Raw genomic sequence first — 15,503 nt, forward strand, 5'->3', positions numbered from 1 at the left:
GAAAAGGAATAAAAAGCCAACGAGGGTGAAATCGCTGGCTCTATAAACTGAATTACGCCCGTTTGGGAAAACGGAGTTTACCGCCAGTTCGGTAGATCACCAAAGAGAATAAGATAAGAGCGCAGCCGACGAGTTTATTAGAGGTCAGCACTTCGCCATACCAAATCACACTTAGAATCACAGTCCAGACAGGTTCAAGGATCATAATCAGTGCAGCGTTACCCGCTTGGACAAACTTTTGCCCCATGGTTTGCATCACGTAACGTAGACTGGTTGCCAAAAGCGTGCTCAACGCAAACCAAATCCAGATAGATGTGCTTACCTCTGTTGGCACCGTTTCCACCAACGATGAAATCAGCAAACCAATCAAGCCTGTGACAAAAAGCTGAATACACGTTAGCAACAACACAGGTAATTTTTGCGAATACTTGCTGTTTACGTTGAAGTGCAGAGCGAGCATCAAAGCCGCGCCCAAGAACCACAGCTGACTGCTAGATTGTTGCCAACCACCAGCCAGAGACAAACACCCTAGGCCAAGAATCGCGATCGGTAGTGACACCCAAAAAATTCGTTGAGGTCTTTGACGAAACATAATCCAAGCGACAATGGGTACGAACAACATCGACAGGCTCATGATGAATGCACCCTCACCTAGCGTGTCACTGATTGAAATCGCGTAGATCCAGCACATCAATGCGCCACCTAAAAGCACACCTACGCCCGCCGCGGCAAAAATATCTTTCTTATTAGCAGCACGAAGCGGTTTGATACACAGAGGCAGCAAACACAGTGAAGCGATGGTGAATCGCAGACCGATAAATCCGAATGGTGGGAGGCCTTGAATGGTTTCTTTGGAGAAGATCCACCCTAATGCCGCGATCATCGTAGTAGCGACGAGCACGAATGCAGCTTTGCGTTCTGAGTTAAGCATAATTACTCACAAAAAAAGACCCTACGAGGGATTCGTCAGGGGTTTATTTATCATTGATTTTAATGCGTGATAGCTAGTTATATTTGCATCGCAAATGCTGACAGGATGTGTAATTAGATTGGAGGAAGTTAACGTTTGCGAAACGCTCACAGTATACATTGTGACATGCTTCTCATCGAGTAAATTGCTGTGAAATCCCTTCATTATTTTTGTGGTTTATGTGGTTAACGAAAACACTCACAATCAGGTTTTAGCTCAAATAATATACGGAATAATCTCATCACCTGTTGGTGTTCAAAATGCTAAAATCGAAACACAGTAGAACAGACGACAGGAGGTGCTTTATGAGACACTCAACCGTACTCTTTTTCATTCTGATCGCCCTACTTATTATCGCGCCAATGGTGCTTGGTTCGTTGTTTAATCTTGTCTCTTCACTACGCATCAGCAGCATAGAGGCTGACCCAATTTCCATCACTCATATCTACGACATGATGATGTACCGTGGACGTTAGTTTGTTTTTATAACTCTCTCTTTCACAACCGCTCTTGCCTCGAATCATGAGCGGTTTTCAATTTCACGCCTTCTTTCCAAAACCGCCGCTTAACGCTTCTAATTCAATAAAACTCACCACTTTCCACATGTGTATCGCTAAGCGATTCTTTTCACATTAGTTTTATTGAGATTGATTTTGTCCAATCCACAAGCCTCACACGTATTAGTAATTAAATTCACAACTAAATCGGCTCGTACGTAGCGATATTGCCAGTACCTGCTTACTCTTTAACCTACAACTATAAAAAATACGCCAGTGCATTCACGCCACCAATAACAGTGAAAATCTGGAATATCAGCGCCCAAGTTAGTGAAACACGCATTCAAATTACTAGGGAATCAGTGATGAGATTAAAGAACACCCAAAACATGAGCGCAGCTTTGAGGACGGCTCTCGTCGTCGCTGTGTGCTTCTCTCCCCTCACCTTTGCTGCAGAAGGTGATGAGCAATTCGAAGTCGGCAAAGAAAAAGCGAAAGTTTGTATGACTTGTCATGGTGTCGATGGCATATCGACCATTGATGCATACCCAAACTTACGCGGCCAGAACAAAACCTATCTGATTTCTTCCCTTAAGGACTACAAAGCAAGGGAGCGAACCAGTGGTCTCGCGGTGCTAATGCAGCAGCAGGCCGACGCCCTTTCTGATCAAGACATTGAAGACATTGCCCACTATTACTCTCAGCTAGGCAAAGAAGCTCAACCTTAAACGAGGAGCGTTCTTATGGAACAAGCAGCAACTCAATACAACACCAAAGTTGTGAAGTATTTTGTGTTGGCATCGTTAGTTTGGGCTATCGTCGGGATGATCATTGGTGTAATCCTCGCGGCACAGTTGTATTGGCCAGTACTTAACTTCGATTCTCAATACTTCCAATTCGGTCGACTCAGACCACTACACACTTCCGGCGTGATATACGGCTTTGTAGTCAACATTTTGATGGGTACCTCTCTCTACATCGCTCAACGCACCGGACGCTGTAATCTCTTTAACCAAAGCTTATCTTGGATAGTTTTCTGGGGTTGGCAACTGGTACTCTTTTTGGCGTTAATCAGTCTGCCCGCAGGCTACACCACATCAAAAGAGTACGCTGAGTTAGAGTGGCCGATCGACCTTCTGATCGTCTTAGTCTGGGTGCTCTACGCCGTGTTGTTCTTTGGCACGATTGCTAAGAGGAAAGTTGACCATATCTTCGTTGCCAACTGGTTCTTCGCTGCCTTTATCATTGTGATAGCGATGATCTTCATCGTGAACAACCTTGCCATGCCCGTCTCGTTGATGAAGTCCTATTCTGTGTTTGCCGGAGCGCAAGACGCCATCGTTCAATGGTGGTGGGGCCACAACGCGGTGGGCTTCTTACTCACTGCTGGTGTGATTGGTATGAACTATTACTTCATACCAAAAGCTGCAGACCGCCCTATTTACTCTTACCGTTTATCTGTCATCCACTTCTGGGGCTTGGTTGGTTTTTACACTTGGGCAGGTACCCACCATTTAGTTTATTCATCGGTACCTATTTGGGTGCAAAACATCGGCATCATCATGTCACTCATCCTTTGGCTCCCATCTTGGGCTGGTGCTTTCAACAGTGCGATGACGCTGCTTCAAAACAAAGAGAAGCTCAAGTCTGATTACATTTGCTTGTTCTTCTTCTCTGCCATTCTTTACTACTGCTTGGCTACATTTGAAGGGCCTCTACTGGCGATTCGTTGGTTCAATATGCTCGCGCACAACACTGAATGGGTCATCGGCCACGTTCATTCCGGGGCATTAGGTTGGGTAGGCATGTCAGGCATTGCGGTGTTCTACTATTTCATCCCTCGTTTATGGAACAAAACCGAGTTGTGGTCGAAGCGTTTGATCAAGTGGCACTTCTGGCTCGCGCATGCTGGTGTTGCGATTTACGCCATCGCGCTATGGGTTGCTGGCATTGGCGAAGGTTACATGTGGCTAACTCAGAACGAGAATGGCGAGCTGGTTTACAGCTTTATTGAAGCCATGAACTTCAAAGCACCATGGTTGTTCCTACGTTTCTTTGGGGGCGCACTCTTTGTACTTGGCTTATTCCTGATGGCATTCAACTTGTACAAAACCGTGCGTTCTCCATCGGTGTTAGTGGCAAAGGAGGCATAAGATGAGCAAAGACTTTACTCACTCAGTGGTCATCTTGATCATCACTACGGTGGTTGTGGCCTCCTTCTCACTCGCGGTTTGGGTTGTGCCGAATATTCTTCGCACCGACGATATCGCCAAAGGCAGCTTAGCCAAGCCTCTTACCGCCATTGAGCTTGCGGGTCGCGATATCTACATCAGTGAGGGGTGTCATGTCTGTCACACGCAGATGGTTCGTCCTCTAGAGCCTGAAACCAAACGCAACGGTCGTGCAAACAAAGAGTCAGATGACATTTATGAATTCCCTAACCTATGGGGTTCAAAGCGTACAGGTCCGGACTTAACTAACCTTGGCCGTAAATACTCTGACCAATGGCATGTATTGCATCTCATCGATCCTCGTCAGGTCATTCCAACGTCCATAATGCCGGCCTACCCTTGGCTGTTCGAACAAACACTCTCGGGCGATGCAATCGGCGACAAGATGGAGACACTACGCATATTAGGGGTTCCATACACAGACCAAGAAATTTCCGATGCGCGCTTACAAGTTCGCGGTAAAACCAAAGGCGAAGCGCTGATCCGCTATCTTCAAAGCCTTGGTCAAGATACAGCACAGGAGGTGGCACCATGAGCACATTCTGGAACTGGTGGGCCGTTGCCTGCACCATAATCTTCTTCGTCTTAATGGTGGGCGTTATCGTCAAGTATTGGCGAAATAACCACAAAGCGGACCAAGACCACACTATCGCCTCTTTTGATGGGATAGATGAAAAGGACGCACCACCACCTAAGCTCCTCTTCATTAGTTACGCTGTCGCGTTTTTACTCTCGGCAGGCTATTTGGTTCTGTATCCAGGGCTTGGTGAGTGGAAAGGCTTGGCGAATTATGACCAAGCGGACGACAAACTTAGCTCGCCATCAACCACACTCGATCAGCAATTCAGCCAAGTAACCGACACCTCTTTGGCGGCACTTGCACAAGATGCCGATATTGTCCGTAGCGGTCGTATGTTATTTCAAACCCATTGCGCAGCCTGCCATAGAGATAACGCACAAGGGCAAAAACACTTCCCTAACCTTATCGACAAAGAATGGATGTACGGCGGTGATGATGAGGCCATCATTCATTCCATCGCAAAAGGCCGTAACGGTGCTATGCCCGGCTGGGTTGAGGTGATGAGAAAAGACGAAGTGGACAAGATTTCTTACTATCTTGCGTCGCTCAATCAACGCCACAGCAACGTACCTGAAGTGAAGATCGAATTAGGTAAAAACCTATTCGTTCAATATTGTTCTTCTTGTCACGGCGATGGCTCACTTGCCAATCAACAAACTGGTGTTCCAGATTTGTCAGACAGCGTATGGCTTCATGGTGGCAGTATTGAAGAAATTCAACACACCATCAATTACGGTTTGAACAACTTGATGCCTGCGTTTGAAAACCAACTCTCAGAACACGAAATCCTCGCGATTGGTGCCTACATCCGCAAAGCTGGCGAGGAGGAAGAGCAGAAACTCGCAGCACTTAACGCTCAATCTGTCGAACGTGGTGAATATCTGGCACACGCGGGGGACTGCGTGGCTTGTCACAGTGCTGAAGGTGGCGAACCTTTTGCCGGCGGTCTACCGTTTGTTACACCATTTGGCACCATCTATTCGACCAATATTACTCCTCACGCCAGTGAAGGGATTGGTGAATACGACTACGACAACTTCCGTGATGCTCTGGTACACGGTAAAGGCAAACACGGTTACTTGTACCCGGCGATGCCTTACACCTCTTATCAATACCTCACGGAACAGGATATGACGGATTTGTGGGAGTACATGCAGTCTATCCCTGCCGTGGCCCGTCGTAACGATGAAAACCACATGATGTTCCCATCAAACATTCGCCTTGGTCTCCTTGGCTGGAACATTGTCTTTATGGACACCGACCCTATCGACTACAGCCTACCTTCAGAGCTTGAGGGTACGGTGGATGATGTAGAGAAGTGGCAGAAAGGCAAATACTGGGTTGCAGGCTTAGGACACTGCTCAGAGTGCCATACGCCGCGTAATATTGCGCAAGCATTGATTCCTGAGCGCATCTTCCAAGGTAACTTGATAGACGGCTGGAACGCACCTGACATCACGTCTACGGAGCTGTACGTGGGTGGTTGGGATGAAAAGACGCTGACCGACTTCTTGCACACAGGTCATTCAGACAAAGGTACTGCTTTTGCTGGGATGGCTGACGTGGTCAAGAACAGTTTGAGCTTAATGACTCGCGAAGACGTTGAGTCCATGTCCTACTATCTGCTCAATGGGGACGTAAACAACTTCATTGCCGCCGATGCCGTTCCTTTGGAGCCTAAAGGGTTTGATGAAGCGGCTTACCAAGAGCCAATCTATGCCACCTACAAGCAAACATGTGGAGCATGCCATGGTAACGATGGTAAAGGGCGAGATCCAATAGCACCAACGCTCCTGAACAACGGAATTATTATGCACAGCGACCCGTTCAACACCATTGCGGTAACCGTACGTGGCCTACAACCAACTTACATTGACCCGGAACGTAACTTCATGCCAATGGCAAGCTTTGAGGACATCCTCTCTGACGCTCGATTGGCAGAGTTGATTACCTTTGTGCGTAAACACCTTGGTGACCAGCAAACACCAGTCACAGCTGCTGATGTTCGTGATGTGAGGGAAACCTTGGAGGAAGCGGGTTACGCAGGCGGTCTGCACACCACACCGGAGATGTACGACAGACGCGACAACAACATACATATCAAGTAACACACCACCGAAAGAAAGTGTTGTTTCGTTAAACATAAAAAAAGCCCTTTCCAACCGGAAAGGGCTTTGACTTAGTTCCCAAAATTTTTGCCGTTTTACAGCAGTTCCACCGACTGTTGAGCGATAACCCACTCTTCATTGGTAGGAATAACTAGCGCTTTCGCACCAAGCAACTCAGATGTAGCAACAACACCTGCGTTACCAAATCGAGCGTCTTCGTTACCTTTCACATCTTCAACGAAACCTAGAAGTTTAAGGTTCTTCAGGATTTCACTACGGATTGGCATTGAGTTTTCGCCGATGCCGCCCGTGAAGATGATGCCGTCGAATGAATCAAGAGCAGCAAGGTAAGACGCAATGTATTTAGACACACGGTATGTAAATACTTGGAATGCTAGAGTTGCACCTTCGTGACCCTCTTCCATCGCTTCCAAAATACCGCGTGCATCGCTTGTTAGGCCAGAAACACCTAAGAAGCCAGAAGCTTTGTTCAAAGAGTTGAACACTTTCTCTTGAGACCAACCTTTCTTAAGAAGGTACTCAATGATGCCTGGGTCAAGGTCACCACAACGTGTGCCCATCATTAGGCCAGACAGAGGCGTGAAGCCCATTGACGTATCAACAGACTCACCGTTGTTAATTGCACAAACAGAAGCACCATTACCTAAGTGAACAGAAATGAAGCTAGATTCTTCCACTGGCTTGTTGATCATCTTCGCAGCTTCACGGCTTACGAAGTAGTGGCTAGTGCCGTGGAAACCGTAACGACGTACGCCGAAATCAGTGTAAAGTTCTTTCGCGATTGCACCAGTAAATGCGCGTTGAGGCATTGTTTGGTGGAATGCAGTGTCAAATACAGCAAACTGAGGAAGGCTTGGAAACGCTTCGATAGCAGCGCGAATACCGATAGCACCTGCTGGGTTATGTAGTGGAGCAAGGTCTGCAAGTTTTTCGATTTCAGCGGTTACTTCTTCAGTAATGCGAACAGTTTGTGTGAACTTCTCACCACCGTGAACGATACGGTGACCTACAGCCACGATGTCTTGAGCCAGACCTAACTCTTCGGTTAAACCTACCAGCTTACCAATAGCGATCTTGTGATGGCTATCGTCGCCTTCGATTGCGACTTCCTTTTTCTCACCGTTGAGTTTCCAGCTCATACGAGCGTCTGATAGACCAAAGCATTCGCCCAGACCACTTAGCACAGCATCGCCAGATTGAGAGTCGATTACTGCAAATTTTAGTGATGAGCTACCAGAGTTGATCACCAGTACAAACGAATTAGACATGAAATAGTTTCCTGTTGTGGAGCAGAGGTTGTAATTGCGCTTCCGCGCTGCGTACTTCTTGTTTGTGCATTCTATTATTCAATAATTTTTTAATCTTTCAACTATCTTTTAGCGTTAGTTGTTCGTTTGCGTAATTTTTGTTGATCTATCGCAAGTTTAAAATTTATTTGAACCGTGAAATATATCGCCTCACTCAACTAAAGTGGAATCAGACACTTAAAAACATCAATAAATGAAGAATAAAGCAAAAATATTACGAATTTTTTTGAATGAGTAGAGTATAGAAGAGCGGAGACAAAAAAGCCGAGCTAAATGCTCGGCTTTCAAATTCAACTATTTTTTAATGCAATAGAGTGCAGATATTATGCGTCTTGCGTGCGACGACCACGGCCGTGACCACGTTCACCACGGTGTGCACCACGGTGATCACCACCACGGTTGCGGTCGAAACGACGTTCGCCACCTTCACGGTTACCATCGCGGTTGCCGTCACGGTTACCACGGAAGCCACCTTCGCGACGACCGCCTTCACGACGACCACCTTCGCGGTTGCCATCACGGTTACCACGGTAACCGCCGCCATCACGACGACCGCCATCGCGACGACCACCGTCACGGCGACCACCACGAGACTCGCGGAAGTCATCGAAGTCACATACTACAGCACCAACATCTTGTTGACGGATACGTAGCTTGCTTAGCTTGTTCGCAGCATCTGAAGTCATTGCTTTAGGTAGCTGAACGAATGTGTGACCTTGCGCTAGCTTGATCGCACCGATAGAACCTTTACCAAGACCTAGTTCGTTTGCTAGAGCGCCAACGATGTCTTTAACTTGAACACCTTGCTCACGACCAACTTGAAGCTGGTAAGTATCCCAATCTTGAGTGTTGAAGCTACGGCCGCCTTCACGACCACCTTCACGGCGCTCTTTACGACGTTGCTTATCACGCTCAATCGCTTCAACCATTGGGTCTTCGCCAATGTAGAATAGAGGACGTTTACCTTGCTGACGCTTAAGAAGCATTGCAGCAAGCATCGCTGGGTCGATCTCTAGAGAAGTTTGTAGTTTCTCTACTAGCTCAGCGAATTTGTCTAGTGACTTGTGCTCTTTCTCAGCTTCCAGTTCAGCTGCTAGCTTGCTTAGACGAGCTTCAGCAACTTGGTCACGTAGAGGAAGTTGGATTTCTTCCATAGATGACTTAGTTACGCGCTCGATAGTGCGAAGCATGCGGATTTGGTTAGTGCGAACAAGAAGGATCGCTTTACCTTTACGTCCAGCACGGCCAGTACGACCGATACGGTGGATGTAAGACTCAACATCGAATGGGATGTCGTAGTTAAATACGTGAGTAATACGTGGAACGTCTAGACCACGTGCAACAACGTCAGTTGCAACTAGGATGTCGATAACACCTTGTTTGATGTGATCAACAGTACGCTCACGTAGAGACTGAGGGATATCACCGTGCAGTGCAGCCGCTTTGAAGCCACGTGCAGATAGCCAATCAGCTAGACGCTCAGTGTCTTGACGAGTACGTACGAACACGATTGACGCGTCAGTTTCTTCAGTTTCAAGAAGACGAGACATCGCTTCATCTTTCTCTACACCCTTCACTACCCAGAACTGCTGTTGAACTTTGTCTACAGTGTGGTTCTTACCAGCAACGTCAACTGTTACAGGTTCACGTAGGAAGCGCTCAACAATGTTTTTCAGCATTGGAGGCATAGTTGCAGAGAATAGAACGCGCTGTGCAGATTCTGGAGCGTGCTCCATGATCGCAGTTACGTCGTCTACGAAACCCATGTTTAGCATTTCGTCCGCTTCATCAAGTACGAAAGTATTTACTTCGTCAAGATGTAGACGTTCACGGTTGATAAGGTCTTGAACACGGCCAGGAGTACCAACAACAACGTGTGCACCGTTTTTAAGAGCACGCATTTGATCGACGATAGATGCACCACCGTAGATTTCTAGAACTTTAAGACCCTTGATGTTTTTACCAAGGTTTTTCATTTCAGCCGCAACCTGGATCGCTAGCTCACGAGTTGGAGCAAGAACGATTGCTTGTGGTTTACGTTGATCAAGATCTAGCTTGTTTAGAAGAGGCAGAGAGAATGCTGCCGTTTTACCTGTACCCGTTTGTGCCTTGCCCAGCGCGTCAGCACCTTCCAATAGGTGTGGGATTGCCGCAGCCTGAATTGGAGTTGGTGACACGAAACCCATTCCGTCTAGAGCAGAAAGGATAGAATCATTCAGAGATAAATCGCTGAATTGAATAACAGAATCTTGCATTGGGATCCTACTTAATTAAACAAAAAAACAGTCCCATATGCTCTTCCAATTCGATACTGATCCATCCAGTTACTAAATCCATTCAGACAGGAATTAGCACAGTACACAACCGCGATAAGCCATTAGGGACGACTAAGGGAGGCGGATTATTCCTTAAATGCATAAAAAAAGCTAGAAAAAATTGAATTACATCACAATTTATTCTCACTAATGGTATTATTCGCATAAATTTCCACCTCTCCCCCGATTCTCCGGAGAGAAAAGCACCAACAAGCTGTTCAATTCATCAATAATTCACAGCGAATTTGTGTGCTTTAGGTAGTAATAATAGTGCGCAATGATTATAGTGTGCCCAATTCCATTGGTAAGTTAAAAAAAAGATGTTTCAAGATAATCCGCTATTAGCTCAGCTTAAGCAGCAAATCCAAGAAAACCTGCCTAAAAAAGAAGGCTCAATCAAAGCAACTGATAAAGGCTTTGGCTTCCTGGAAGTGGACAGTAAAACCAGCTTCTTCATCCCACCAGCGTATATGAAAAAGTGCATGCACGGCGACAAAGTGGTTGCCATCATCCGCACAGAAAACGAACGCGAAGTCGCAGAACCACAAGAGCTGCTAGAACAAGCCGTAACTCGCTTTATTGGCCGAGTAAAAATGTTCAAAGGCAAGCTAAACGTAGCGCCAGATCACCCACAGCTGAAAAAGCTTTCTCTTAAAGCGAAATTAAAGAAAGGTCTAAAACCTGATGAATTCGCAGAAGGTGACTGGGTTGTCGCGCATCTTATTCGCCACCCACTTAAAGGCGATAACTCTTTCTTTGTAGAAATTTCAGAGAAGATTACCGATTCAAACGACAAGATTGCGCCTTGGTGGGTAACGCTTGCTCAAAACGACCTACCTAACTCTGAGCCAGCAGGTATCGAGAACTGGGAACTGAAAGACGACGCGGATCTAGAACGTGTAGACATGACTCACGTTCCTTTCGTGACTATCGATGGTGAATCAACCAAAGATATGGACGATGCGCTGTACGCGAAGAAGACAGAATCTGGCGATTTCGAGCTGACTATCGCAATCGCAGACCCAACAGCGTACATCACTCCTGAAGACGATATGGATAAAGTGGCTCGCGAACGTGGCTACACTATCTACCTACCAGGTCGTAACATCCCAATGCTGCCTCGCGATCTAGCAGATAACCTATGTTCTCTGATTGAAGGCGAAGTTCGCCCTGCTATCTGCTGTACAGTAACAGTAAGTAAAGATGGCGTGATTGGTAATGACATCAACTTCTTTGCAGCAAACATCAAATCACACGCTCGTCTAGCATACGACAACGTATCTGACTGGCTAGAAAACGGCAGCTCAGAGAAATGGCAACCATCAGAAGAGATTGCGACGATTGTACGCGATCTATTCGACTTCTCTCGCGCTCGTGCTGAGTGGCGTGAGAAGAACGCAGTTGTGTTCCCAGATCGTCCTGACTACCGTTTCGAACTAAGCGCAGACAACGATGTGGTAGCAATCCACGCTGACATGCGTCGTAGCGCAAACCGCCTTGTTGAAGAATCTATGATTACGGCGAACATCTGTGCTGGCCGCACGCTACGTGAAAAGTTCGACACTGGCGTATTTAACACTCATGCAGGCCTCAAAGCAGAGAAGATTGAAGAAGTGGTTGAACTGGTTAACCCAGAAGGCACGCTAGAATTCACTGCCGAATCTATCGCAACACTAGAAGGCTTTGCCGCACTCCGCCGCTGGTTAGGTGAGCAAGAGACGTCATACTTAGACAACCGTATTCGCAAGTTCCAAACGTACAGTGAAGTAGGTAATCAACCTCTTCCTCATTACGCAATGGGTCTTGATATCTACGCGACTTGGACTTCACCAATTCGTAAATACGGCGACATGATCAACCATCGCATGCTGAAAGCTGTAATTTTGAACAAAGAACCTGTTCAAAAACCAGATGATGAAGTGGGCGAAGAGCTGGCTCTGCACCGCAAGCATCACAAAATTGCCGAGCGAAACGTGTCTGATTGGCTATATGCACGCACTCTAGCGGACGAGCCAAACAAGAAAACGTGTTTCACAGGTGAGATTTTCGATATTAATCGTGCTGGTGCACGTGTCCGACTTCTCGAAAATGGCGCAGCAGCCTTTATTCCTGGTAGCTTGATTCTTGATAATAAAGAAAGAATTGAGTGTAACGGCGACAACGGTACCATTTCTATCGACAAAGAAGTGGTATACAAGTTAGGTGACACATTGGAAATCGTTCTAGCAGACGTGAACCAAGAGAACCGCAGCATCGTTGCAAAGCCGACCCAGGTATTCGCTGATAAACCAGCACCACAAACAGAAGAAACTGTGAGTGAGTAATACCGATTGAAGTTTAAAGGCGCTCAAATGAGCGCCTTTTTTGTATGTCATACTAGAAAGATAAGAACGAATATGCCGAACATTGAGATCATTCGCTTTAATCACTTCACTGCTCGCAAAAGTGAACGCTACACCGCTACACACAACGGCCTATACGTTGTTGAAGAAGGCTCACTCGTTATTAATCAGCCTAGTGGTGAACAAATTGAACTAAACGCAGGAGACTTTACGCTTTATAACTCCGCAGATTTGCGCAGTGCTGAAGCCAAACCAGGCAATTTCAAAGCACTTGCACTCGTCTTTGATATTGGTTTGTTTAGTGAGTTTAAATCTGTGCATCCTAATGTGCAGTCAGAGACCGAAGAACGCCGCTTCTACCCTTTTTCTTCTGAAAGCCAATCATCAATTGCACAGCTTAAAGACACGTTAATTGAGTTAGCGGACAATAAAGCGCCCCAGTACGCTCAAGGTCATATTGCCCTTGCCCTGCTCTCATTAATGGTCGAAGTGCAGCCGGACATTCTGTCAATCATTGATGATGCAAGCAGCCTAACCGCCTCTCAGAAGGCAATTAAGTACATCGAAAAGAACATAGAGAAAGACATCACCTTAGAAGCCTTAGCCACGCACATGAGCATGTCTATCGCGACGTTAAAACGTAGATTAGCAGCGGAAAACCTCTCGTTCTCGCACATTTTAAAGGTGAAACGAATTAACCACGCTGCGACACAACTGCGCGTATCGCAGAAATCGATCACTCAGATTGCATTTGAATCAGGCTTTAAGAGTGCGGCCCACTTCAGTACCGCATTTAAATCGATTTACAGCATTACGCCAAAAGAGTTTCGTAGCCAAATCGCGAAGTAATGCTTGGCACGTTACGCATCAGCAGGTAGCGAAATCAGTTAATCCCAGAAACACGCTTGAGGGTCGCTTTCTAATTCGGCGAGAAGCACCTCAAGCGTTTCACTACTCGGTAGCTTTTCATAAGGTACCCAGACCAATTCTTCTTCACGATAGATCGGCACATAAAAGCACCAAAGCTGAGTTTTAGCATCAAATAGGATTTTAGCGATGGGAGATGTGTATTCACTGTGTTGTGAATCAAGTAAGAAGTGCGCATGATAAAGCTCGACACCGTTCTCTATAGGCTCGTACAAGCACTTCCCTAGCGCTTCGACTGGCAAATTGACATTGCGCCTAGCGCAGAGCGTTTGAACCAACTTGTGCAAGCGACTGGTCGCCATTTGAGACACGGACATGAGCGTACTCCTGATATGTTGTTCTTAGTATATACCCAAGTGCCTAAGAGAGGCAGAAATCACCATCGGGGCATGCGCCCGCTCAAACCTAGAATAGCATCCCATTTGATGCCGAAAAGCTAACTGCGTCACCTCTTTCGCTTCAAATCAGTAAAACCCACCCACCCGATATTATTGATAGTTATCAACATAAAGCGAGCGCAATCGATCATTCGCTATGGATATCAATCTGCATTCACAAAAGTGTAACCTGAACGAAATATGATGAGCGCTGCTATATACCGTATATGGAGTTAAATATGTTACGTCTTTCTGTGGCGACCTTACTGGCCATGGCTCTGTCCCTTCCTTCTGCTATGGCAAAAGAAGTCAATATTTCGGGTTCTACCTCCGTTGCACGCGTAATGGATGTATTGGCTGAAGAGTATAATAAAACGCACCCTGATGATTACATTGCCGTTCAGGGTATTGGCTCAAGCGCAGGCATCACGATGGTGAACAAAGGCGTGGTTGAGATTGGCATGAGCTCGCGCTACCTAACGGAAAGCGAGAAAGGCGAAGACCTCAACGTATTCCCTATCGCTTATGACGGCCTTGCTGTTGTTGTTAACCGCACTAACTCTGTAGCCAACCTTTCGGAACAACAACTGTTTGATATCTACAAAGGTAAAGTCGACAACTGGAAACAAGTTGGCGGCAACGATCAACCTATCGCCGTGGTAACACGTGAAGCTTCTTCTGGCTCTCGCTACAGCTTTGAAAGCTTGCTAGGTCTTACCAAGATCATCAACAACCGCTTGGTTTCAGACATTAACCCAAACAACCTTGTGGTAAACAGCAACAGCATGGTGAAAACCATTGTTAACCATAACCCACATGCGATTGGCTTTATCTCGGTTGGCTCTGTTGATCGATCAATAAAAGCCATTCAGTTTGAAGGCACTGAACCAACGGCAAGCAACATCGCTAACCACAAGTACAAATTGGCTCGTCCATTCTTGGTTCTGTACAAGGTCGATGGTTTAGATAAAGCAGGTAAAGACTTCGTGAAGTTCCTGAAATCGGAACAAGGTCAAAAAGCGATTGCAGATTACGGCTACACTCCAGTGAAAAGCTTCAATCAATAAACCGCAGACACAAAAAAGAGAGCCAAATTCGGCTCTCTTTTTTGTTTGAATCTTAGAATGCAATTAGAAGTGCAATTGAATCACTGAAACAACCACAGCGCCTGGTCGACGAATACCTTCAATTTCTACTTTGATTTCACGCTCAATTTCAAGACCTTTCTTGATTGGCGTGATTTTAGTTAGTGTACTTGACGCACGTACGTTGTTGCCTGCTTTCACTGGGTACGGGAAACGTACTTGGTTCAGACCTAGGTTCACCACCAATTTCGCTGTTGGGAACATTGGGTTTTCTGGATCAACAGAATCGGTCAACTTAGGCAAAAGCGCCAACGTAAGGAAACCATGAGCAATCGTAGTCTTAAATGGAGACTCTGTTGAAGCACGCTCTGGATCGGTATGAATCCATTGCATATCTTCAGTTACCGAACCAAACTGGTTAATACGCTCTTGAGATACATGAACCCAATCACCCACATGGATCACTTCGCCCACTTTCTCGCTTAGCTCATCAAATAGAACTTGCGCTTCAGGTTTTAGGACAATTGGATCTGGTTTAGAAATGACTTCCTCATTCACAGCAGGTTGCTGGTGATCACGTACTTTAGAAAAAAGAAAGCTGCTTTGTGCTCGACCTAAAAAGTCACCCCAATAATCGCGTAGCGTTGGAGACATCCAATTCATAAACTCTGATTGGTGAGCGGAAATCGCACCAACTTTGTCTTTAAATAGATTCGTGACTTTCATAAAAACCCTTCGATAAA

The 15,503-nt window shown here is 46.2% G+C and carries 13 protein-coding genes; 8 read left to right on the plus strand and 5 right to left on the minus strand.

Annotation, left to right across the window (positions count from 1 at the left end; translation table 11 throughout):
• Positions 1–52: 52 nt before the first annotated feature.
• Positions 53–931: a DMT family transporter gene (locus ACLIIY_RS26660; protein WP_039975185.1), complete on the minus strand. Its 879-nt coding sequence runs from the start codon at positions 929–931 to the stop codon at positions 53–55.
• A 344-nt stretch (positions 932–1,275) separates the two neighbouring features.
• Between ACLIIY_RS26660 and ACLIIY_RS26665 the strand changes: the two genes are divergently transcribed.
• The 5 genes from ACLIIY_RS26665 to ACLIIY_RS26685 all read left to right on the plus strand — a co-directional run bounded on the left by ACLIIY_RS26665 (position 1,276) and on the right by ACLIIY_RS26685 (position 6,386).
• Positions 1,276–1,446, plus strand: coding sequence for a hypothetical protein (locus ACLIIY_RS26665; protein ID WP_171370298.1), 171 nt, complete (start codon positions 1,276–1,278; stop codon positions 1,444–1,446).
• Positions 1,447–1,832: 386 nt separating this feature from the next.
• Positions 1,833–2,195, plus strand: a complete 363-nt coding sequence (locus tag ACLIIY_RS26670; protein WP_434528871.1) for a c-type cytochrome — start codon at positions 1,833–1,835, stop codon at positions 2,193–2,195.
• Positions 2,196–2,210: 15 nt separating this feature from the next.
• Positions 2,211–3,620 carry a cytochrome-c oxidase, cbb3-type subunit I gene (gene ccoN / locus ACLIIY_RS26675; protein ID WP_434528872.1) on the plus strand — a complete coding sequence of 470 codons (1,410 nt, stop codon included), beginning with the start codon at positions 2,211–2,213 and terminating at the stop codon, positions 3,618–3,620.
• 1 nt (position 3,621) lies between these two features.
• Complete coding sequence (locus ACLIIY_RS26680; RefSeq protein ID WP_009704666.1) at positions 3,622–4,233, plus strand: cbb3-type cytochrome c oxidase subunit II; 612 nt, start codon at positions 3,622–3,624, stop codon at positions 4,231–4,233.
• Entirely contained in the window at positions 4,230–6,386 is a 2,157-nt protein-coding gene (locus ACLIIY_RS26685; protein WP_434528873.1) for a c-type cytochrome, read from the plus strand. Before ACLIIY_RS26680 ends, ACLIIY_RS26685 begins: the two co-directional genes overlap by 4 nt.
• Before the next feature lie 95 nt (positions 6,387–6,481).
• On the opposite strand, the gene ACLIIY_RS26690 is transcribed toward ACLIIY_RS26685, so the two are convergent.
• Positions 6,482–7,675, minus strand: a complete 1,194-nt coding sequence (locus tag ACLIIY_RS26690; RefSeq protein ID WP_434528874.1) for an acetate/propionate family kinase — start codon at positions 7,673–7,675, stop codon at positions 6,482–6,484.
• 362 nt (positions 7,676–8,037) lie between these two features.
• Positions 8,038–9,969, minus strand: a complete 1,932-nt coding sequence (locus ACLIIY_RS26695) for a DEAD/DEAH box helicase (protein WP_041053367.1) — start codon at positions 9,967–9,969, stop codon at positions 8,038–8,040.
• A gap of 380 nt (positions 9,970–10,349) precedes the next feature.
• Here ACLIIY_RS26695 and rnb point away from each other — a divergent pair, with 380 nt between their 5' ends.
• Positions 10,350–12,353 (plus strand): exoribonuclease II, encoded by a 2,004-nt coding sequence (rnb, locus tag ACLIIY_RS26700; protein WP_434528875.1) that lies wholly within the window; start codon positions 10,350–10,352, stop codon positions 12,351–12,353.
• Positions 12,354–12,425: 72 nt separating this feature from the next.
• Positions 12,426–13,220: an AraC family transcriptional regulator gene (locus ACLIIY_RS26705; RefSeq protein WP_009704671.1), complete on the plus strand. Its 795-nt coding sequence runs from the start codon at positions 12,426–12,428 to the stop codon at positions 13,218–13,220.
• A 38-nt stretch (positions 13,221–13,258) separates the two neighbouring features.
• On the opposite strand, the gene ACLIIY_RS26710 is transcribed toward ACLIIY_RS26705, so the two are convergent.
• A complete protein-coding gene (locus ACLIIY_RS26710) occupies positions 13,259–13,615 on the minus strand; it encodes a DUF3024 domain-containing protein (RefSeq protein WP_009704672.1) in 357 nt (118 codons plus the stop codon).
• A gap of 299 nt (positions 13,616–13,914) precedes the next feature.
• Here ACLIIY_RS26710 and ACLIIY_RS26715 point away from each other — a divergent pair, with 299 nt between their 5' ends.
• Positions 13,915–14,742 carry a phosphate ABC transporter substrate-binding protein gene (locus ACLIIY_RS26715; protein WP_009704673.1) on the plus strand — a complete coding sequence of 276 codons (828 nt, stop codon included), beginning with the start codon at positions 13,915–13,917 and terminating at the stop codon, positions 14,740–14,742.
• A 63-nt stretch (positions 14,743–14,805) separates the two neighbouring features.
• On the opposite strand, the gene ACLIIY_RS26720 is transcribed toward ACLIIY_RS26715, so the two are convergent.
• Complete coding sequence (locus ACLIIY_RS26720; protein ID WP_434528876.1) at positions 14,806–15,486, minus strand: MaoC family dehydratase; 681 nt, start codon at positions 15,484–15,486, stop codon at positions 14,806–14,808.
• Positions 15,487–15,503: the final 17 nt, after the last annotated feature.

The sequence above is a fragment of the Vibrio sp. K4 genome (assembly GCF_051122595.1).
GTDB lineage: Bacteria > Pseudomonadota > Gammaproteobacteria > Enterobacterales > Vibrionaceae > Vibrio > Vibrio owensii.

Excerpts from the sequence above, each read along its gene's own strand:
- ACLIIY_RS26715 (WP_009704673.1), top strand. The coding sequence starts at position 13,915 with ATGTTACGTCTTTCTGTGGCGACCTTACTGGCCATGGCTCTGTCCCTT.
- ACLIIY_RS26720 (WP_434528876.1), bottom strand. The coding sequence starts at position 15,486 with ATGAAAGTCACGAATCTATTTAAAGACAAAGTTGGTGCGATTTCCGCT.
- ACLIIY_RS26710 (WP_009704672.1), bottom strand. The coding sequence starts at position 13,615 with ATGTCCGTGTCTCAAATGGCGACCAGTCGCTTGCACAAGTTGGTTCAA.
- ACLIIY_RS26690 (WP_434528874.1), bottom strand. The coding sequence starts at position 7,675 with ATGTCTAATTCGTTTGTACTGGTGATCAACTCTGGTAGCTCATCACTA.
- ACLIIY_RS26685 (WP_434528873.1), top strand. The coding sequence starts at position 4,230 with ATGAGCACATTCTGGAACTGGTGGGCCGTTGCCTGCACCATAATCTTC.
- ACLIIY_RS26695 (WP_041053367.1), bottom strand. The coding sequence starts at position 9,969 with ATGCAAGATTCTGTTATTCAATTCAGCGATTTATCTCTGAATGATTCT.
- rnb (WP_434528875.1), top strand. The coding sequence starts at position 10,350 with ATGTTTCAAGATAATCCGCTATTAGCTCAGCTTAAGCAGCAAATCCAA.
- ACLIIY_RS26665 (WP_171370298.1), top strand. The coding sequence starts at position 1,276 with ATGAGACACTCAACCGTACTCTTTTTCATTCTGATCGCCCTACTTATT.
- ACLIIY_RS26680 (WP_009704666.1), top strand. The coding sequence starts at position 3,622 with ATGAGCAAAGACTTTACTCACTCAGTGGTCATCTTGATCATCACTACG.
- ACLIIY_RS26660 (WP_039975185.1), bottom strand. The coding sequence starts at position 931 with ATGCTTAACTCAGAACGCAAAGCTGCATTCGTGCTCGTCGCTACTACG.
- ACLIIY_RS26670 (WP_434528871.1), top strand. The coding sequence starts at position 1,833 with ATGAGATTAAAGAACACCCAAAACATGAGCGCAGCTTTGAGGACGGCT.
- ccoN (WP_434528872.1), top strand. The coding sequence starts at position 2,211 with ATGGAACAAGCAGCAACTCAATACAACACCAAAGTTGTGAAGTATTTT.
- ACLIIY_RS26705 (WP_009704671.1), top strand. The coding sequence starts at position 12,426 with ATGCCGAACATTGAGATCATTCGCTTTAATCACTTCACTGCTCGCAAA.